This is a genomic window from Streptomyces sp. CNZ301 (genome assembly GCF_004217425.1).
The window spans coordinates 5,598,037-5,617,747 of the sequence record NZ_SHLG01000001.1; the positions used below are offsets into that span (position 1 = coordinate 5,598,037).

Annotated in this window: 17 protein-coding genes; 11 read left to right on the forward strand and 6 right to left on the reverse strand. The window is 72.3% G+C overall.

Features of this window, described 5'->3' with window-relative positions; translation table 11 throughout:
- The first annotated feature begins 112 nt into the window (after positions 1–112).
- Entirely contained in the window at positions 113–1,195 is a 1,083-nt protein-coding gene (gene manB / locus EV375_RS24080; RefSeq protein WP_130301474.1) for a mannose-1-phosphate guanylyltransferase, read from the forward strand.
- A 100-nt stretch (positions 1,196–1,295) separates the two neighbouring features.
- Positions 1,296–2,204, forward strand: coding sequence for a DNA glycosylase family protein (locus EV375_RS24085; protein WP_130301475.1), 909 nt, complete (start codon positions 1,296–1,298; stop codon positions 2,202–2,204).
- A 79-nt stretch (positions 2,205–2,283) separates the two neighbouring features.
- Here EV375_RS24085 and EV375_RS24090 read toward each other — a convergent pair whose 3' ends face one another.
- The 3 genes from EV375_RS24090 to EV375_RS24100 form a co-directional block, all read right to left on the reverse strand.
- Positions 2,284–3,744, reverse strand: coding sequence for a coenzyme F420-0:L-glutamate ligase (locus EV375_RS24090; RefSeq protein WP_130301476.1), 1,461 nt, complete (start codon positions 3,742–3,744; stop codon positions 2,284–2,286).
- On the reverse strand, positions 3,741–4,739 hold the full coding sequence (cofD, locus tag EV375_RS24095; RefSeq protein ID WP_130301477.1) for a 2-phospho-L-lactate transferase: 999 nt from the start codon (positions 4,737–4,739) through the stop codon (positions 3,741–3,743). Before cofD ends, EV375_RS24090 begins: the two co-directional genes overlap by 4 nt.
- Before the next feature lie 75 nt (positions 4,740–4,814).
- The gene (locus EV375_RS24100) at positions 4,815–5,339 is read right to left on the reverse strand and encodes a cysteine dioxygenase (RefSeq protein WP_130301478.1); all 525 of its coding nucleotides are present in this window, start codon (positions 5,337–5,339) and stop codon (positions 4,815–4,817) included.
- A 703-nt stretch (positions 5,340–6,042) separates the two neighbouring features.
- On the opposite strand from EV375_RS24100, the gene EV375_RS24105 reads away from it, so the two are divergent.
- The 4 genes from EV375_RS24105 (at position 6,043) to EV375_RS24120 (ending at position 12,642) form a co-directional block, all read left to right on the forward strand.
- Positions 6,043–6,306 (forward strand): WhiB family transcriptional regulator, encoded by a 264-nt coding sequence (locus EV375_RS24105; protein ID WP_028436999.1) that lies wholly within the window; start codon positions 6,043–6,045, stop codon positions 6,304–6,306.
- Positions 6,307–6,535: 229 nt separating this feature from the next.
- Positions 6,536–10,297 carry a glycosyltransferase family 2 protein gene (locus EV375_RS24110; protein ID WP_130301479.1) on the forward strand — a complete coding sequence of 1,254 codons (3,762 nt, stop codon included), beginning with the start codon at positions 6,536–6,538 and terminating at the stop codon, positions 10,295–10,297.
- A complete protein-coding gene (locus EV375_RS24115; RefSeq protein WP_130301480.1) occupies positions 10,294–11,874 on the forward strand; it encodes a DUF5719 family protein in 1,581 nt (526 codons plus the stop codon). The genes EV375_RS24110 and EV375_RS24115 overlap by 4 nt, the downstream gene beginning before the upstream one ends.
- A gap of 294 nt (positions 11,875–12,168) precedes the next feature.
- The gene (locus EV375_RS24120; protein ID WP_130301481.1) at positions 12,169–12,642 is read left to right on the forward strand and encodes a carboxymuconolactone decarboxylase family protein; all 474 of its coding nucleotides are present in this window, start codon (positions 12,169–12,171) and stop codon (positions 12,640–12,642) included.
- Between the two features lie 150 nt (positions 12,643–12,792).
- Here EV375_RS24120 and EV375_RS24125 read toward each other — a convergent pair whose 3' ends face one another.
- The 3 genes from EV375_RS24125 to EV375_RS24135 form a co-directional block, all read right to left on the reverse strand.
- Entirely contained in the window at positions 12,793–13,320 is a 528-nt protein-coding gene (locus tag EV375_RS24125; RefSeq protein ID WP_130301482.1) for an SRPBCC family protein, read from the reverse strand.
- Positions 13,321–13,354: 34 nt separating this feature from the next.
- Positions 13,355–13,732, reverse strand: coding sequence for a metalloregulator ArsR/SmtB family transcription factor (locus tag EV375_RS24130; RefSeq protein WP_130301483.1), 378 nt, complete (start codon positions 13,730–13,732; stop codon positions 13,355–13,357).
- Between the two features lie 199 nt (positions 13,733–13,931).
- Positions 13,932–14,408, reverse strand: a complete 477-nt coding sequence (locus EV375_RS24135) for a metallopeptidase family protein (protein ID WP_130301484.1) — start codon at positions 14,406–14,408, stop codon at positions 13,932–13,934.
- 318 nt (positions 14,409–14,726) lie between these two features.
- Between EV375_RS24135 and EV375_RS24140 the strand changes: the two genes are divergently transcribed.
- From EV375_RS24140 to manA, 5 genes are all read left to right on the forward strand, one after another.
- Positions 14,727–15,125: a DUF3499 domain-containing protein gene (locus EV375_RS24140; protein ID WP_207228246.1), complete on the forward strand. Its 399-nt coding sequence runs from the start codon at positions 14,727–14,729 to the stop codon at positions 15,123–15,125.
- 148 nt (positions 15,126–15,273) lie between these two features.
- Positions 15,274–16,638: a phosphomannomutase/phosphoglucomutase gene (locus tag EV375_RS24145; protein WP_130301486.1), complete on the forward strand. Its 1,365-nt coding sequence runs from the start codon at positions 15,274–15,276 to the stop codon at positions 16,636–16,638.
- 221 nt (positions 16,639–16,859) lie between these two features.
- Positions 16,860–17,033, forward strand: a complete 174-nt coding sequence (locus tag EV375_RS24150; RefSeq protein ID WP_130301487.1) for a Trm112 family protein — start codon at positions 16,860–16,862, stop codon at positions 17,031–17,033.
- A gap of 100 nt (positions 17,034–17,133) precedes the next feature.
- On the forward strand, positions 17,134–18,393 hold the full coding sequence (locus EV375_RS24155; RefSeq protein WP_130301488.1) for an SIS domain-containing protein: 1,260 nt from the start codon (positions 17,134–17,136) through the stop codon (positions 18,391–18,393).
- A 53-nt stretch (positions 18,394–18,446) separates the two neighbouring features.
- On the forward strand, positions 18,447–19,703 hold the full coding sequence (gene manA, locus EV375_RS24160) for a mannose-6-phosphate isomerase, class I (RefSeq protein ID WP_130301489.1): 1,257 nt from the start codon (positions 18,447–18,449) through the stop codon (positions 19,701–19,703).
- The last annotated feature ends 8 nt before the right edge of the window (positions 19,704–19,711 follow it).

Here is a 19,711-nt window from a genome sequence, read left to right on the forward strand (position 1 = left end):
GCGGGGCGGGCAGCGTCGACATCGGGCACCGCGGCCCCGCGACGCTGCATAAACTGACCGCCGACCACCCGGCTCAGGCCTCCTCCGTCAGTCAGGAAGCGAAGAAAATCCGGTGACAGAAGCGATCCTCCTGGTCGGGGGCAGGGGCACCCGGCTGCGCCCGCTGACCGTGCACACGCCGAAGCCGATGGTGCCGGCGGCGGGCGTCCCCTTCCTGGCTCACCAGTTGGCGAGGGCGCGAGCGGCCGGCGTGGATCACGTGGTGATGGCGACGTCCTATCTGGCGGAGGTCTTCGAGCCGTACTTCGGTGACGGCTCACAGCTCGGGCTGCACCTGGAATACGTCACGGAGGAGGAGCCGCTCGGCACGGGCGGAGCCATCCGCAACGTCGCGTCACGGCTGCGCTCGGCACCCTCCGACCCGGTGCTCATCTTCAACGGCGACATCCTCACCGGCCTCGACATCGGCGAACTCGTGGCCACACACACCCGTACCGGTGCCGACGTCTCCCTCCACCTCACCCGGGTCGACGATCCGCGTGCCTACGGGCTGGTACCCACGGACGACGACGGCCGCGTCACCGCGTTCCTGGAGAAGCCGCAGACGCCCGAGGAGATCGTCACCGATCAGATCAACGCGGGCGCGTACGTCTTCGACCGCTCGGTCATCGACACCATCCCCAAGGGGCGGCCCGTCTCCGTCGAGCGCGAGACCTTCCCCGGGCTGCTCGCCGACAGCGCCCACCTCCAGGGCATGGTCGACTCCACGTACTGGCTCGACCTGGGCACCCCGCAGGCGTTCGTACGGGGCTCCGCCGATCTCGTGCTCGGCAGGGCCCCCTCTCCGGCGGTCCCGGGGCGCTGCGGCGACCGGCTCGTACTGGAGACGGCACGGGTCGCCCCCGACGCCAAACTGACGGGCGGGACGGTCATCGGAGCGGGGGCCACGGTCGGCGCCGGCGCCCGCGTGGAGGGCACGACCGTGCTCGACGGCGCCGTCATCGAACCCGGGGCGCTCGTGCGGGACTCCCTGATCGGCGCCGGCGCCCGCATCGGCTCCGCGGCCGTGCTCGACGGCGCCGTCGTCGGCGACGGTGCCGTGATCGGCGAGCGGAACGAACTGCGGGACGGTATCCGCGTGTGGTGCGATGCGCGCATTCCGGCGGGGGCGGTGCGCTTCTCGTCCGACCAGTGACCGCTGCGCGGCCCCGGCCGTGCGTCCGGTTCCTTGCGGCTGATGCCGAGTTGCGCCCCGCCCCGGGTGCGCAGCCCGCCTCGCGCATACCCTGTCGGGCGTGTCTGCCACCCGTACCTGGACCGCGCCCCCGCTGTACGACCTGCGGAGCAATCTGCGCGTGCTGCGGCGCGGACCGTACGACCCCTGCTACCGCACCGAGGGCGACGCGGTCTGGCGGGCGACCCGCACACCGGCGGGCCCGGCGACCCTGCGCATCACGGCCGACGCGGCGACGGCGTCCGTACGGGCCGAGGCCTGGGGACCCGGCGGCGAGTGGAGTCTGGAGCGGTTGCCCGCGCTGCTGGGCGCGGAGGACGACCCGTCGGTCTTCGTCCCGCACCACCGCTTGACGAGGGAGGCACACCGGCGCCACCCAGGGCTCCGGCTGCCGCGCACCGGACTCGTCATGGAGGCCCTCATCCCGTCGGTGCTGGAGCAGAAGGTGACCACCCATGAGGCGTACCGTGCGTGGCGGCTGCTGGTGCGCCGGTACGGAGAGCCCGCTCCAGGTCCGCAGGAGAACCTCTTCGTCATGCCGGACGCGCGCACATGGTGCCGCATCCCCTCCTGGGAGTGGCACCGCGCCGGAGTGGACAACAAGCGCTCCGCCACGGTCATACGTGCCGCCCAGCGCGCGCCGCGTCTGGAGGAGGCGGCGTCGATGGAACTGGCCGCCGCGATGCGGCGGCTCCAGCTCATCCCCGGCATCGGCCCCTGGACCGCGGCCGAGACCCTCCAGCGCAGCAACGGCGACCCCGACGCACTGACCGTCGGGGACCTTCATCTGCCGGGCATCATCGGCTACTCCCTCACCGGCGCCCGCGACACCGACGACGCCGGGATGCTCGCACTGCTCGCCCCGTACGAGGGCCAGAGGCACCGCGCGGCACGCCTCATCCTCCTGGCGGGACGGGCGCCGGCACGGCGTCAACCGCGTTTCCCCGTGGGGGACATCGCCCGCCTGTGAGACCGCCCGCACGCACGCGAGACCGGCCGCCGCCTGCGGTAGGGGCGCGTCCCGGCCCGGTTCAGCCCCGGCGACGGGTTCAGCGCACCTCGACGAAGTCGCCGCCGTCCCGTGGCGGCCGCTGCCGCGGCGGTGCTGCCGCGCGTCCGACGGCCACGGCGCCCATCGGGTCCCAGTCGCCGGGGAGTCCGAGCACGTCACGAACCACTTCCCGGCAGAACATCGTCGAGGAGACCCACGCCGAGCCCAGCTGCTCACCGGCCAGTGCCACCAGGAAGTTCTGGATGCCGGCGCCGCACGCGACGACGAACATCTCCCGCTCCGCGGCGGACCGCCGCTCGTCCGGGTAGTCGTGCGAACCGTCCGCCACAAGGCAGGGCACCACGAGATACGGCGCGTTCCGCAGCACGTCGCCGCGGCGGATCCGCTTGGCGATGCTCTCCTCGCTCTTGCCGTCCGCACGCAGGTCGGCCATCCACTGCTCGCGCATCGCGTCGAGCAGCCGCAGCCGGGACTCCGGTGACTCCAGCAGCACGAAGCGCCACGGCGTCGTGTGGTGCGGGGCCGGGGCCGTGACGGCCGCGTCGACGGCTCGGCGCACCGCGCCGCCGTCCACCGGCTCGGACGTGAACTCGCGGACGGTCCGCCGCAGCGCGAGCGCTTCCCGTACGGCCTCCGAGGTGCCCAGCCGGAACATGTCGTGCGCGGCGTCCCGCACCAGTGCCCGTGCCGAGGTGGCCGCCTCCGTGCCGGAGGAGTCCGCGGGGCGCGGGGTGTCCCGCCGCTCCAGCACATGCTGCGGCAGCCCGCGCACCACGGCGACGGGCAGGCCGTCCGCCTTGCCCTTGACGAGTTCGCCGGCCGCCGCCAGTTCGTCACCGACCGCGGTGACGGTGACGCCGAGCGGATTGCCGAAGGTGTCGAGGCCGCCCCGCAGATCCTCCAGGACGCGAACGCCCGAGGCGCCGATGGCCACATCCGTCTGGCCCTCGCGCCACGGCCGTCCGAACGTGTCGGTGACGACCACGCCGACGTCGACGCCCAGTGCGTCCCGCAGTCCGTCGCGGATCCGCAGGGCCGACGCGTCCGGGTCCTCGGGCAGCAACAGCACTGTTCCCTTGGGGGTGTTGGAGGCGTCCACGCCGGCCGCCGCCATCACGAAGCCGTGCCTGCTCTCCACGATCCGCGCGGGACCGCGGCGCGCGACGACGCGCACCGTTTCCGCATCGATGGCGGCCTCGCGGTCGTCGGCCCGCACGACGCGCCCCTCGGCCTTGCTCACGATCTTCGACGTGACGACGAGTACGTCGCCGTCCGCCAGGCCCGTGGCGCCGGGCCCGCCCGCCGTGCCGTCCTCGCCGGCCGTTCCGGGCTGGTCCTCCGCCCCTGTCACGTCTGTCACGGCGGCCACGATGAGCTTCACCAGGTCGTCGCCGGGGCGCACTTCGGGGATGCCGGGCACGGCCCACACCCGGTACGCGGGTGCCCGCCGGCCGTCGTCCGGCCCGGACCCGCCGCTGTCCGCGGTGCCTGTCGTCATGCCCCCACCTCTGCAGCCAGCGCGAGCGCTTCACGCGCCATCGCGGCCGTCGCCTCCGTGTCGGTCATCATCAACGGGACGGCACGGCAGCGGATTCCGGCGTCCTCGACGGCCTGCGTCGATCCGGCGTCCACGGTGTCGACGAGCCAGCCGTCGAGCAGGCCGCTGCCGTAGTGCTGCGCGACCGCGGCGGCGGTGGATTCCACGCCGACCGCGGCGAGCACCTTGTCGGCCATGCCGTGCACGGGCGCGTCCCCGACGATCGGCGACAGCCCGACAACGGGCACGCCGGCCTCGGCGATGGCCTCCCTGATACCGGGTACGGCGAGGATCGTGCCCACGCTGACAACGGGGTTGGAGGGCGGGAAGAGGATGACGTCCGCCTGCGTGACGGCGTCGAGCACGCCGGGGCCGGGCTTGGCGCTCTCGGCGCCCACGGGAACCACCGCGTGCGCGTCGACAGAGGCGCGCAGCCGCACCCAGTACTCCTGGAAGTGGATGGCCTTGCGGCTCTCGCCTCCGGCGGTGGCCTGTGCCGGTGCCTCCTCCAAGTCCGCGGTGTCGATGAGCACATGGGTCTCGACGCGGTCGTCCGTCATCGGCAGCAGCGTCACGCCGGGCTGCCAACGGGCGCACAGCGCCTCGGTGACGGCGCTGAGCGGATACCCGGCGCTCATCATCTGCGTACGGACGATGTGGGTCGCGAAGTCGCGGTCGCCGAGCCCGAACCAGCCGGGGCCCACGCCGTAGGCCGCCAGTTCGTCCTTCACCGCGAAGTTCTCGTCGGCACGGCCCCAGCCCTGCTCCTCGTTGATGCCGCCGCCGAGCGTGTACATCACCGTGTCGAGGTCGGGACAGACCTTCAGACCGAACAGATGGATGTCGTCGCCGGTGTTGCCGATGACGGTGATGTCCGCGTCGGGCGCCGCGGACTTCAGTCCGCGCAGAAAGCGGGCACCACCGATGCCCCCGGCCAGAACCACGATCCGCTCCATGCGGACCAGTGTGTCAGCAGACAGCGGTCGAACAGCAGGGCGGTCGCCGCTCCCGGGTGTGGGCGGCGCGGACGTTCAGCCGGCGGGCGGGGCCACCGGTGCCGCCGCGCACGCCGCGACGCCGGCAACTTCCGTACCGGGGTGGGGAGGTCGCATCGGCATCTCGGTCAGCCCCGGGAAATAGATGTGCAGACTGACGACGGGAAGCAGGCCGTCGTTGACGACTTCGTGCACATATCCGGGCGCGAACACGCGCAGGCCGCCAGGGCGGAGTGTTCGGCCCGTCCCGTCCGCGTGTTCGGTCAGTTCGCCCTCGAGGACGGTGAACACGCCGGAGGACGGCCCGTGGTCGTGGCGCCCGCTGCCCTGTCCGGGCAGCCAGCTCAGCAGCCACACCTCGTAGCCCGGGCCGGTGCGGAGCCGGTGGTACCAGCGGGTGGCCGGGTCGTACCGCACCAGCGGCTCCCACTGGGAGCGGTCGGCGGCGATCGCACGTGCCACTCCGGCGAAGCCCGCGACGGTCGCGGGGTGGGCAGGGGCGGACGGCATGAGGTGGGGGAGGGCGAGCGGGTCGCCCGCGATCTCGATGTCGCTGTTCACGTCGGTGATGTCTTTCGCGCTGAAGGGACGCCCGGAGCATGGCCGGGCGGGAGCCGGGACGACCGGGGAACGGGCCGGAGAGACCGGCCGGGTGCGGCCGGACACGGGAGCGTCGGGGTGGGTGCCGAAAGGGGAGAGACGCCTCTCAACAGCAGCGACAGCGACAGCGACAGTGACCCGTGGCGACGCGAGCAGCGCGAAGGGGCCGCGCGGCGGCGGCCGTGAAGAGCCTGGGAGTCACTGGCATGCGGTCAAGGAGACCGAGAGGCCCGGGGCGCTGTCAACTCGGATGTCGCCTCGGCGGTGACTGATTCATCACATCCGGTCTCGGTGTTCGCCCAAAGGTTTGTGCCATCCGAATCAGGACACTTGGCGCAACACCCGCGCGCTTGAACGTCGTTGTACATCCGTGACCGGGTCGTGATCACGGCTGGCCGGCCTGACGGTGGTCGATGCGCCCGGCGGTGGCCGCCGGTCCCGGCCCGAGGGGTCGTGGACGGTGATCACCGGGGTCGTATGGGAGGGTTCGAGGTGATATGAACACTTTCCGGTCCCCCTTGGTTCCGCAGAGTGAATAACGGACCCAATAGCAGATCTCGGCTTGACTGCCGCAGATCGGCACACTTGTAATTTCACACGTGTCGTTCAGTCGCGATCGATAACGACGCCATCACGGGGACGCAAAGACGGACGAGGGGCGCACATGACCGAGCTGTTCCAGGAAGTGCTGGTCGAAGAGGTTGACGAGGAGCTCGGCTGGCAGGAACGCGCGTTGTGCGCCCAGACCGATCCCGAGTCGTTCTTCCCGGAGAAGGGCGGCTCCACCAGGGAGGCGAAGAAGGTCTGCCTCGCCTGCGAGGTCCGTTCCGAGTGCCTCGAGTACGCCCTCGCCAACGACGAGCGCTTCGGAATCTGGGGCGGTCTGTCCGAGCGTGAACGGCGGCGCCTGAAGAAGGCCGCCGTCTGATCAACTGCAGGGCGCCGATTGCCCGTACAGCCACGGACTTCTTTCACGGACGAGAAGTACGCGTGGATGTACGACAGCTTGCAGGACCCGATGGGCGGCGCGGACCGAGCCGTTAGTGTGTGGCTCGTCCTTGGCGCGCCGCTCCCCGCTGGGCGGAGCGCCTGTGAGTCAGTCGCAGCGTCTTTCGGGGGGTCACCACCCCCGTACCCCGGGAGGGGCCCGCACCCCGATGTCCGTGCACAGCCATACGGCGGCCCAGTACGAGGCGGCCACACCCGAGTTTCCGCGGCACGTCGTCACCGCCGTGATCGTCTCCCACGACGGCGCGAGGTGGCTGCCCGAAGCGCTCTCCGGTCTGCTCTCCCAGGAGCGGCCGGTCCAGGACGCCATCGCGGCCGACACCGGCAGCGCCGACGAATCGGCGCAACTGCTCACGGAGACTCTCGGCCCGGACCGCGTACTGCACATGGCCCGCCGCACCGGATTCGGCGCCGCGGTCGACGAGGCCGCCAGGACGGCCTGGGTGCCCACCCCCGACGACCTTCCGTATCTGAAGCGCCCCAGCGGCTGGGACCCGGTCACGCGCACATGGCGCGACGACGCCTACGACATGCCGGAGTTGCCGTACGGCGAACCCGTCCACTGGCTGTGGCTGCTGCACGACGACTGCGCTCCCGAACCGGACGCGCTGTCAAGGCTGTTGAGGGTCGTCGAAGCCGACCCGAAGGCCACCGTCGTCGGCCCCAAGCTGCGCAGCTGGTACGACCGCAGGCAGCTGCTGGAAGCCGGGGTGTCGATCGCGAACAGCGGACGCCGCTGGACCGGCGTCGAACGACGCGAGCAGGACCAGGGGCAGCACGACATGGTGCGGCCGGTCCTCTCGGTCTCCAGCGCCGGAATGCTCATCCGCCGCGACGTCTTCGACGAACTCGGCGGCTTCGACCGGCGGTTGCCGCTCATGCGCGACGACGTCGACCTGTGCTGGCGGGCTCATTCCGCCGGGCACAGCGTGCTGATCGTCCCGGACGCGGTGGTGCGGCACGCCGAGGCGGCATCGCGTGAGCGGCGTCCCGTCGACTGCGTGGGCCGCGGAACGCGCGGCGGCGCCAGCCCGCACCGCGTGGACAAGGCCGGAGCCGTCTACACGCTCCTCGCCAACGTGCCCGGCTCGAAGCTCGTCTGGGTGATGCTGCGGCTCGTGCTCGGGACGCTGCTGCGCACCCTCGCCTATCTCGTCGGGAAGGTGCCCCGGCAGGCCGTCGACGAAGTGCGCGGCCTGACCGGGACGCTGCTGCGACCGGGGCGGCTCATGGGCGCGCGCCGCAGGCGCGGCAAGCCGGCCGTCCCCTACAGCGAACTGCGGCACCTCTTCCCGCCGCCCGGGGCGACCGTGCGGGCCACCGCCGAGCAGGTCGCGAGCAACTTCGGCGGACGCGCGGAACCCGACATGTCCTCCGGGGGCCGGCACGGCGCCGTGGAGACGGGGCCGGGCGACGAGGACGCGGACTATCTGGACGTCGAGCAGTTCGCGCGGGTCAAGCAGGTCGCCCGCAAGCCGGGCCCCGTGCTCTTCGCGGTCCTGCTCCTGGTGTCCCTGATCGCGTGCCGCCAACTGCTGGGCGGTGGCGCGCTCGCCGGCGGTGCGCTGCTGCCGGCTCCCGCGGACGTCTCGGACCTGTGGAGCCGCTACGTCGACGGCTGGCATCCCGTCGGCATCGGCGGCACGCAGACGGCGCCGCCGTACCTGGCGATCGTCGCCATGGTCGCCACCGTCTTCTTCGGCAGCACCGGCTTCGCGTTGACGCTGCTGCTGGTCTGCTCGGTGCCGCTGGCCGGCTTCACCGCGTACTTCACCTCGCGGCCGCTGGTGGAGTCCCGGCTGCTGCGCGCCTGGGGAAGCGTCGCGTACGCGCTCCTGCCCGCGGCGACCGGTGCGCTCGCCGGAGGCCGCATCGGCACCGCCGTACTGGCTGTCGTGCTGCCGCTGCTCGCGCGCGCCGCTGTCGCCGTGAGCGGTCTGCGGGGAGCGCCGGGGTGGCGGACCGTCTGGGGATACGCGCTCCTGCTGACACTGACGACCGCCTTCACGCCCGTCGTGTGGCTGATCGCGCTGACCCTGACCGCCGTGCTGCTCGTACTGCGGCGGCTGGGCTTCACGGATGCCGTGGAGGGGTCCGCGGCCGACGGTGCCGGCAAAGGGACCCTGACCCGCAACGGCATCGCCCTCGTGACGCCGATGGTGCTGCTGGCCCCGTGGTCATTGTCGCTGCTGATGAGCCCGGCCGGATTCTTCCGCGAGGCCGGTCTGCCCTACGGCGCGGGGTCCGGGGACGCGCTCGGTCTGCTGACCCTCACGCCCGGCGGGCCGGGAGCGGCGGGTGGTCTGCTGCTGATCGGGGTCGTCCTCGCGGCGATGGCCGCCTTGTTGCGCGACGAACGGCAGCCGGCGATCCGCGCCGCCTGGGGTGCGGCCCTGGTCGGGCTGCTGTACGCGGTGCTCGCCAACTCGGTCGCCTGGGCCGGCCCGGCTACGCTCGTCTACGGGCTCGCGCTGCTGTGCGCGGCCCTCGTCGGTGCCGAGGGCGCCAAGGAGCGGGTCGCGGAACAGAGCTTCGGCTGGAAGCAGCCCGCGGCGGCGATCGTCGCCGCGGCGGCGGTGGCCGCTCCGCTCGTCGCGGCCGTCGGCTGGATGGTGGGCGGCGCCGACGGTCCCCTGTCCCGGCGGGACCCGGTGCAGGTGCCGGCTTTCGTCGCGGAGGAGAGCCGCACCAGCGACCAGGCGCGCACGCTGGTGCTCTCCGGAGAGGCGGGCGACGCGTCCCGCGCCCCTTCGGACGTGTCGTACTCCATCGTCCGCGGTTCGGGAGCCAGGCTCGGCGACGGCGACCTCGCGGCCGCGGGAGGCGACGACGCCCGGCTCGCACGGGTGGTCGCCAACCTCGTCGCCGGCTCCGGCGCCGACCAGAGCGAGCAGCTCGGCGGCTACGCCGTGCGCTATGTGCTCGTACGGGACGCGGCGCCCCGGCAGATGAGCCGCGTCCTGGACGCGACTCCTGGGCTGACACGGCGCAGCCAGGAGGACGGCAGCGCGCTGTGGCGCGTGGACCGCCAGGTCTCGCGCGTCAGCATCGTGGCTCCCGGCAGGGACGACCCGGGCGGCGCGGGCGGGAAGTCGGCCGACCCGGTGCCCGTGCCGGCGGGGCCGCTGGAGGTCCACACGGAGCTGCGGCCGGGGGAGTCCGGCAGGATCCTCCGCCTGGCCGACGCCGCGGACCCGGGCTGGACGGCGACCCTCGACGGCAAGCCGCTGGAGACCGTCACGGTCGACGGCTGGGCGCAGGGCTTCCGGCTTCCGGCGGGCGGCGGCCGGCTGGACGTCACCCACGAGACGAGCGTGACGCGCACCGCCTGGGTGTGGCTCCAGGGCTTCCTCGCGGTCGTGGTGCTCGTCCTGGCGCTGCCCGGGCGGCGCCGCAGCGTCGACGACGACCTTCCGGAGGCGGCTGTCGCGGGCGCCGCGGGAGTGCCCGCGCAGGGAGCGGAGGGCGGCCGCCGGGCGCGGAGGCTGGCCGCAGCCGAGGCGGCTCGCGCCGCGGAGGCGGGCGAGGCCGGGGCCGCGGACGGGCCCGAGCCCTCTGAGCGCGCTCCGGACGTTCCGGCACCTGCCCCGCACGGGGCGGACTTCGACGGCGGCACCCGCTACGACGGCGATCACGAACAGTCTTATGGCGAGCGGCAGTTCGAGCCGTCGTCCTACGACTCGCAGTACGGGTCGTCCCGTTACGGCGACTCGTACGACCCGGCCGGCACCGCCCCGTTCGAGCCGCAGCAGCGGTCCTACGGCGACGACAGGCAGCAGTACGACGTGGGCTACGGGCAGCGGTACGACGACCCCTACCCGGCGCAGCAGTACGACGCATACGAGGGCACCGGGCAGGCCGACCCGTACGGCTACGAACCGCGGTACGGCAACAGGAGCGATCAGCAGTGAACCGCACGAGCATGACCCTCATCGGCGCGGCCACGGCACTCGCCGCGCTGACCGGCGCCGCGGCTCTCACGGCGCCCGGCGGTGAGGACCCCGCCGGCGTCTCCGCGGCCGGACGCAGGCCGGTCGAGCGTTCGACGCTCGTCTGCCCGCAGCCCAGCGTCTCGGACGTCGCCGAGACCCGCTACACGTCCTTCGCGCCCGAGGGGGGCAAGGGCAAGGGCGACGCCGAGCTCTTCCGGGCGGAGAAGGCGGAGACCGGCGGCTCGGAGAGCGGGGACGGCGGGGGCAGGGGCGACAGCGACAAGGACAAGGACAAGGACAAGGACAAGGGCGGGAACCGGGACAAGGACGCGGACAAGAAGCCAGCACCGGAACCGAAGCCGTTCGCCCCGCTGAGTACGCCCGGCAAGCCCGTCACGGCCGGATCGGACTCCTCCGACGCCTCCGCCCTCTTCGGGTCCGCCGAAGGCCGGGTCGCTCCCGGCTGGACGGTCCAGCAGACGACGAGCGTCGCGGTCGGCGCCGGACGCGGCATCCAGGGGACGTCGTGCAACGTGCCCGACACCGACTTCTGGTTCCCGGGTGCGAGCACCGCCAAGGAGCGGCAGGACTACGTCCACCTCACCAACCCCGACGACTCGAGCGCCGTCGTCGACCTGAACCTGTTCGGCAAGAAGGGCCGGGTGGCCTCCGAAGCCGGTGAGGGCATCACCGTCCCGCCGCGTTCGACCGTGCCGGTGCTGCTGTCCACGCTGACGTCCGAGCGGCTGACCAATCTGGGTGTCCATGTCGTCGCCCGCGCCGGACGTGTGGGCGCGCAGGTGCAGGCGGTGGACGAGAAGGCCGGCGGAGACTGGGTCTCGTCCGTGGCCGACCCGGACCCGAGCGTTGTGCTCCCCGGAATTCCCGGTGACGCCACGGCGGTTCGCCTGGTCGTCCTCGCGCCGGGGGAGAACGACGCGGACCTGAAGGTCAGGCTTGCGAGCCCGTCGGGGCAGATCGCGCCGGCCGGTCACGAGACGCTGCACGTGCGTGGCGGCATGCTCACCGCCGTCGATCTGAAGGACCTGACCAAGGGGGAGGCGGGATCGCTCGTCCTCACGCCCTCGGATGGCGGGGCCGGCGCGACGCCGGTCGTGGCGGCAGCGCGCGTCACCCGGGGCAAGGGCGCCGGCCAGGAGACCGCCTTCATCCCCGGCACCGCGCCCCTCACGGACCGTGCCACCGCCGCCGACAACCAGGAGAAGGGCTCCCGGCTCTCGCTGATGGCGCCCGGCAAGTCGGTGAAGGTGCGCGTGACCGCCTCGGCGGGCAGCAAGGGCGGCAGCCCGGTCAGCCAGACGCTCACGGTCAAGGGGAAGACGACCAAGTCCCTTGTGCCGCCCCGCCCGAAGGGCGTGAAGGGCACCTACGCGGTGACCGTCGAGCGGCTCTCGGGCGGGCAGTTGTACGCCTCCCGGATGCTGGAGCAGAAGCAGGGCAAGGTGCCCGCGTTCACCGTGCAGCCGCTGCCCGACGACCGGGGCAAGGTGCTGGTTCCGCGCTCCGGCCAGGACCTGTCGGTGCTGAACGACTGAGGGGCGGGGGCGAGCCCACCGCAGGGAGGGCGGTCCGTCCCGGCCGTGTCCGCCCGTCCCGTCCTGCACTCCCGATGTCCGGGCCGTTCTCCCCGGCCCCCGTGTCCGCCTGTCCGGCCAAACTCCGGAGGCGGTACCGGAGTTCGCCGTCGGGTGTCCGCCGCCGTGCGTGCGTAACGCTCACCCGACGCCTTGCGGCCGGTGAGCCGTACGTCACATCCCGTCCTGTCACATTCCGCCGGGCTGTCCCGTCATGGAGGTGTAACCACAAGCCACCGGCAGAGGAGCTCTTCTATGGACGCTCGACTGGACCTCTTCGGCAATCCGTACGCCGCGAAGATCCTCAAGCACGTCGTCGCCGCGGGCAAGGTGCTCGCGGACTCGACGGTGCCCGCTGCGACGCAGGAGCTGGTGAAGCTCCGCGCCAGCCAGATCAACGGCTGCGGCTTCTGCACCGACATGCACACCAAGGACGCGATGGAGGCCGGAGAGAGCACCCTGCGCCTGAACCTGGTCGCGGCCTGGCGGGAGGCCACGGTCTTCACCGACGCCGAGCGTGCCGCCCTGGAACTGGCGGAGCAGGGCACGCGCATCGCGGACGCGGCCGGCGGTGTCACCGACGAGGCATGGGCGAACGCCGCCAAGCACTACGACGAGGACCAGCTCGCCGTGCTGGTGTTCGCCATCGCGCTCATCAACACCTTCAACCGCGTGAACGTCATGATCCAGCAGCCCGCCGGTGACTACCGGCCCGGGCAGTTCGCGTAACGAGGGGTACCTCGCGCAACGACGAGCAACCGGCCTGAACGCCCTTGCCGTTCCGGCCGGTTGCACGCCCCGGGTTCCGCCGCCCGGCGCGGGGCCCTGGGCTCCCGCGCCGTTCCGCCGCCCGGCGGCTCTTACCTCAGCCGACGTACCTCAGCTCCCGTCGCCCGAGACTCCGGGAACAGGTGCCCCCGAGGGCATGCCCGCGGCGACGTACTCCTCGTACAACGGGCGCCACGGTTCGGCCGATTCGCTGTGCGGGCCCTCCGCGCCGGCGCCGGAGACGTGCTTGCCGAGTTCGGCCAGGCACACGGTCCAGCCGGCGGCGTTGCGCGCGGCGGTGTCCCGCGCGTCGAGCACGTTGATCAGCGTGAGCGTGCAGCTGCCGTCGTCAACGGGCTCGATCTCGAAGTGCAGTTCGTCGCCGCCCCACGTGAACGCGAGGCGGCGCGGGGGCTCGTGGACGAGGACGGTCCCCGACGTCGGCTCCGCCGCGGGGTCGCCGGTGAACTCGACCTTTCCGCCCTCGTGGGCGTCCATGCGCACGGCGCTGGGAAACCAGTGCGCGAGCTCGGCGGGATCGGTGATCGCGGCCCACAGCCTTTCGGCGGTGTGCGGGTAGGTGCGCTGGAAGCGCACCGCGGGCCGGCCGTCGTACTCGAAGTAGCTTCCACGGTCCATGACTTGCTCTCCTGCTCTTCTGCTCTCGCGCTCCTCAGCGTCCCCGCCTTCGGCTCTCGCACTGCGGCCGGTCCTGTTTCCGGCCGTCGTGCTCGCCGCTCCCGGACTCGCTCCGGTCGAGGTGCCTGCCGAGCGCGTCGAGCCGCTCGTTCCACAGCTGCCTGAACGGCGCCAGCCAAGCGTCGAGCTCGGCCATCCGCTCAAGATCGATCGAATAGATGCGGCGTTGAGCGTGGACACGGACTTTCACCAGTCCCGCCTCGCGCAGGACCCGAAGATGCTTGGACGTCGTCGGCTGCGTGAACCCCAACTCGTCGACGAGTTCGCCCACCGCGCATGCGCGCCCGCGCAGCACGTCGAGCATCGCCCGGCGGTGGGGATCGGCCAGCGCGGTCCACGTGGCATCCGTCACGGAAGCCAATATGCCTCCTCGCGTATATACGTGTCAAGGAATATAGAGGCGCGCGACCACGCCGCGCCGACCGCCTCCACCGGATCCGAAATCCATCCCCTGAAGCCCTGCGCAGTCGGACGGTTAAGAGTCGCGGGCAACGCCCGTCTCCAACTCTTCGTCCGCGCACGGAATCCGGGCGCCGCTGCCGGACAGTCCCCTAGTCCTGCCCGTACCGCGGATCCACCGACTCCGGTGAGAGCCCCAGCAGTTCGGCGACCTGCTCCACGACGACCTCGTGCACGAGCAGTGCCCGCTCGTCGCGGTTGCGGGTGCGGATCTCGACCGGGCGCCGGTAGACGACGATCCGGTCCGGCCGCCCGCTCTTCGACTCGGCCACCCGGCCCAGCGGCACCGCCTCGGCCTGTTCGTCCAGTTCGCCGTTGTCGCTGCGGGGCACCTCCTGCACCGCGAACTCGACGCCGGCCAGTTGCGGCCAGCGCCGCTCCAGCCTGCTGACCGAATCGCGCACCAGATCGTCGAACGCCTCCGAACGGCTGACGGCGAGCGGTACTTGGGGCGGTGCGACGGGTCCGCGCATGCCGCGGCCGTGACGGTCGCGCCGTCGCGGTGCCTGATCGGAGTCGCCGGGCCGGCCGGGTTCGTCCGGTCCGCGAGGCGGTACGGGGCTGTTCATCGCCACGAGCCTAGCGGCCGCACGACCGGGATCGGCGGTCACCGGGTGATTCACGGTCGTGTCACAGAGTGACCAGTGTCATGTTCTTTCGGGTCGCTTTTCATTGCAGGAACGATCGATGATCTCGCGTCCGTCGACCCGGTTGAGCACAACTCCCGACCGCATGAGGTGTGATGCCCGACTCTCCACGGGGGCAAGGGTGTCGGCGTCCGAGCTTTCCCGCAGATCAGGTGTTTCAGGCCAACCAGGACGACACGACGGAGTGACGTCAAGGAGAGTCGTCGCAGGCCGCTCAAGAGTGCGGTACGGTCCATCGTCGTGAGCCCTGTACGTCGCTGTTCGCGAACCGCCTGCGGCCGTCCCGCCGTCGCGACGCTGACGTACGTCTACGCGGACTCCACCGCGGTGCTCGGCCCGCTCGCCACATACGCCGAACCACACTGCTACGACCTGTGTTCGGAGCACTCCGAACGCCTGACTGCCCCCCGCGGATGGGAAGTCGTGCGTCTCGCGATCGACGCGGGCCCGGCGCGCCCGAGCGGTGACGATCTCGAAGCACTCGCCAACGCCGTGCGTGAGGCCGCCCGTACGCCGCGGCGCGACCCTGATCGGGCCGCGCCGCCCGACGCCGTCGGCGGCCCCGAGGGCCGCGACTCCGACCCGATGGAGGTCGCCCGCCGCGGCCACCTCCGCGTACTGAGGTCGCCCGAACCGTAAAGCCCCACGGCACGCCCTGCGGTTCCGGGGCGCTCCGCACAGCGCGCCCGACGGGCCCCGGCCGCACCGGAGATCACGGGGCCGGCGGGTAGATTTGGGGCACTCAGCGGCTGCTGAGGAACCCCAGGACGCAGGAGAGGGCCGCCCCGTGGCTGATCTGTCGGAGATCGTGAAGGCGTACGACGTTCGCGGCGTCGTTCCGGACCAATGGGACGAGTCGCTGGCCGAATTGTTCGGAGCCGCCTTCGTACGTGTCACGGAGGCGTCCGCGATCGTCGTCGGGCACGACATGCGGCCCTCCTCACCGGGCCTCTCCCACGCATTCGGTCGTGGAGCCGCCGGCCAGGGAGCGGACGTCACGGAGATCGGTCTCTGCTCGACCGACCAGCTCTACTTCGCCAGCGGTCAACTCGACCTCCCCGGCGCCATGTTCACCGCGAGCCACAATCCCGCCCAGTACAACGGGATCAAGATGTGCCGTGCCGGCGCGCTTCCCGTCGGGCAGGACAGCGGGCTGGCCGACATCCGCGAACTCGTCGAGCGCTGGGCCGAGTCGGGGGCCCCTCAGCGCCCGGACGGAGTTCCCGAAGGGACGATCGGCGAGCGGGACGTGCTGTCCGACTACGCGGAGCACCTGCGCACCCTCGTGGATCTCACCTCGATCAGGCCGCTGTCCGTCGTCGTGGACGCCGGGAACGGCATGGGAGGGCACACGGTTCCGACCGTCTTCGAAAACCTTCCTCTCCAACTCGACGCCATGTACTTCGAACTGGACGGGACGTTCCCCAACCACGAGGCCAATCCGCTCGATCCGAAGAACATCGTCGACCTTCAGCAGCGCGTGCGGGAGACGGGTGCGGACATCGGGCTGGCCTTCGACGGCGACGCCGACCGCTGCTTCGTCGTCGACGAGAAGGGCGACCCCGTTGCGCCGTCCGCGATCACCGCGCTCGTGGCGGCACGTGAACTCGCCAAGTCGCCCGGTTCCACCGTCATCCACAACCTGATCACGTCGTGGTCCGTGCCCGAGGTCGTACGGGAGCAGGGCGGCACCCCCGTGCGCACACGCGTCGGGCACTCGTTCATCAAGGCCGAAATGGCCCGCACCGGCGCCATCTTCGGCGGTGAGCACTCCGCGCACTACTACTTCCGCGACTTCTGGAACGCCGACACGGGCATGCTCGCCGCCCTGCACGTGCTCGCGGCGCTGGGCGGGCAGCCGGGACCGCTGTCGGAACTCGTCGCCGAGTACAACCGCTACGCGGCCTCCGGGGAGATCAACAGCAGGGTCGACGACCAGGCCGGCCGCGCCGCCGCCGTCAGGGCCGCCTACGAGGACCGGGAGGGCGTCGAGCTCGACGAACTGGACGGGCTGACGGTCACCGCCGCCGACTGGTGGTTCAACCTGCGGGCGTCCAACACCGAACCGCTGCTCCGGCTGAACGTCGAGGCACGTGACCGGGAGACGGCGGACGCGGTGCGGGACGAGGTGCTCGCGATCGTGCGCGCGTGAGCCGCGTGAGCCCGCGGCTCACGCGGGCGCCGCGGCTGCGCCTCCCCGCGCCGGGAGCGCAAGAGGCGGCGCCGGGGCGGGGCCGCTTCCGGTTCGCTTCCCGTATTCCTCCCGGAAACCGCCCGACGGCGCCCGGACGCTGCGGCTCTCGCCCGCACGACGACGGCCATGTCCCCGGCGGTACGCTGACCGCAGCCGCCCGCCTGCGAAAGGGACAACTCATGCCGCTCGAAGCCGGTCTTCTGGAGATCCTCGCCTGCCCGGCGTGCCACTCGCCGCTCCGCGAGGAGGCCGAGGAGCTGATCTGCACGGGCGCCACCGAGTGCGGCCTCGTCTACCCGGTGCGCGACGGAATTCCGGTGCTCCTCGTCGACGAGGCGCGGCGCCCGAGCTGACGCCTCGGCCGGCCCGGCCGCAACCGGGCAGCAAACCCTTCACCCACAGCACGCGGGGCCGGCAACTCGTCGTCCAGCGGCCGATCGGAGGCTCCGGAAGATGCTCGACGAGTCACTGCTCGACTCTCCAGAGGCCCTCGCCGGCGCGGACACCCACGCCCTGCTGCGCGGCACCGCCGAAGCAGGTGCGCACGTACGTACGGCTGTGCGCCGGGCCACCGAGACGGGGCTGACCGCGCTGCGGCCCGACGGCAGGCCGCGAGCGGTGTTCGTCGCCGGCCCCGGACCGGCCCCGGCCTGCGTCGCAGATCTGCTCACGGCCCTCGCCGACGACGCGATCCCCGTCACGCTGCTGCGCCCCTCCGGACCGCTCGCGGCGCCCGGTGCGCTGCGCTGGGCCCTCCCCGGCTGGGCGGGTTCGCTCGACCTGCTGCTGGTGGCGACGCCGGACGGAGCCGAGGCCGGGCTGACCATGCTGATCGAGCAGGCGTACCGGCGCGGCTGCACCGTCGTGACGGTCAGCCCTGCCGATGTGCCCGTGGCGGAGCTGACACGGGAGACGCACGGGCTCGCGGTGCCACTGGGCACAACGCCTCCCGCGACCTGGAACGCCTCCCCGGCGGGGGACGCCTCCGCCAACGGTGCCACCCCCGCGCACGGCGCTCACGCCCCTGACGAAGACGCCGGGGCCGAGGCCGCCGCAGTGCCGCATCCACGGCCCGTCGAGCCGCGGATGACAGTGGTGCCGGGCCTTCTGTGGTCCATGCTGACGCCCCTCCTCGTACTCTTCGACCGCGTCGGCCTGCTCCCCGCCGGGGAGCAGGAGCTGGAGGCGCTGGCCGACCGCCTCGACCGCCTCGCCGAACGCTGCGGGCCCGCCGTCGCCGCATACAGCAATCCGGCCAAGTCGCTCGCCGCCGAACTCTCGGAAACCTTCCCGCTGTTGTGGAGCGAAGGCGCCGTCGCGGGAGCCGTCGCACGGCACAGCGCGACCACGCTCGCGGCACTCCCCGGCCTGCCCGCCCTGGCCGCCGCGCTTCCGGAGGCAATGGCGGCGCACGGCGCGCTGCTGTCCGGGATGCTCTCCGGGGGCCCCGGCATCGACGACTTCTTCCGCGACCGCGTGGAGGCGCCCGAGTCGCTGCGCGCCCGAATCGTTCTGCTGCGGGACCGGGCGCCGGGCCCGGAGTCCGCCGTCGTCGCCGCGCGAGACCTCGCGTACGGGCACGAGGCCCCGCTCAGCGAACTCGAACCCGCCGAGGGCAGCAGCCCCCTCGAAGCGGCCGCCGAACTGATCGCCACCGCGGATTTCGCCGCCGTTTACCTCGCGCTGGCCGACAGCGGCACATCATCGCCCTGACCGTCCCACCTGCCGTACAGACGTACTGCCGTAAGGAAGCGAAGCGCCACCCCATGGACCGCCTCACCAACACCGTCCGGCCCTACGCGTGGGGCTCCGCCACAGCCATCCCGGAGTTCCTCGGCACCCCGCCCAGCGGTGAGCCGCAGGCAGAGCTGTGGATGGGCGCGCACCCGGGAGCTCCCTCGACGCTGGAGCGCGCCGGCGGCGAGCAGGCTCTGACGGACGTCATCGCGGCGGACCCGGAAGGGGAACTGGGCCCGGAGACCGTACGGGCCTTCGGGCCGCGCCTGCCCTTCCTGCTGAAGCTTCTCGCCGCGGAGTCGCCGCTCTCGCTCCAGGTGCACCCGGACCTGGAGCAGGCGCGGCAGGGCTTCGCCGACGAGGAGGCGCGCGGCGTCCCCGTGAACGCGCCGGAGCGCAACTACAAGGACGCCAACCACAAGCCCGAACTGATCTGCGCGCTCACGGACTTCGACGGTCTGTGCGGCTTCCGGCGCGCTGGGAACGCCGCGGATCTGCTGGCCGGACTCGACGTCGACGCGATCGAGCCGTACGTGGACATCCTGCGGGCGAGCCCCGAGAGCGCGGCGCTGCGCGAGGTGCTGACCGCCGTGCTCACCGCGGACCGTGAGGAGATGTCCGGCACCGTCACAGAGGTGGCGAGGTCGGCGGAACGGCTCGCCGCGGCCGCCGGTGCCGGCGCTGGTCCCGGCACCTCTGCCGGCGCGGGCGACTCTGCCGCTGCCGACGCCGCTGCGTATGCCGTGTGCGCCTCGCTCGCCCGCCACTACCCGGGCGACCCGGGCGTCATCGCGGCCATGCTGCTGAACCATGTGTCCCTGCGCCCCGGGGAGGCGCTCTACCTGGGCGCCGGAGTGCCGCACGCGTATCTCGGCGGCCTCGGTGTGGAGATCATGGCCAACTCGGACAACGTTCTGCGGTGCGGGCTGACCCCCAAGCACGTGGACGTCCCGGAGCTGCTGCGCATCGTCCGCTTCGAACCCGGAGAACCTGCCGTACTGCGCCCGGAGGCGGGCCCCGGCGGCGAGGAGCGCTACGAGGTGCCCGTCGACGAATTCCGCCTGTCCCGCTTCGTGGTCGCTCCGGATGCGGCGGCGGGCCCGCTGGATTCACGCACGCCGCAGATCGTGCTGTGCGCCGGGGGCCGGATCGTGCTGCGCGGCGACGCGGGCCGGGGCGAGGACGAACTGGTCCTGGAACGTGGCCAGTCCGTGTACGTACCGGCGGGCGAGCGGGTCGCAGTGACCGGTGAAGGTACGCTCTTCCGGGCCACCGTGGCTGTCTGACGGGCGCT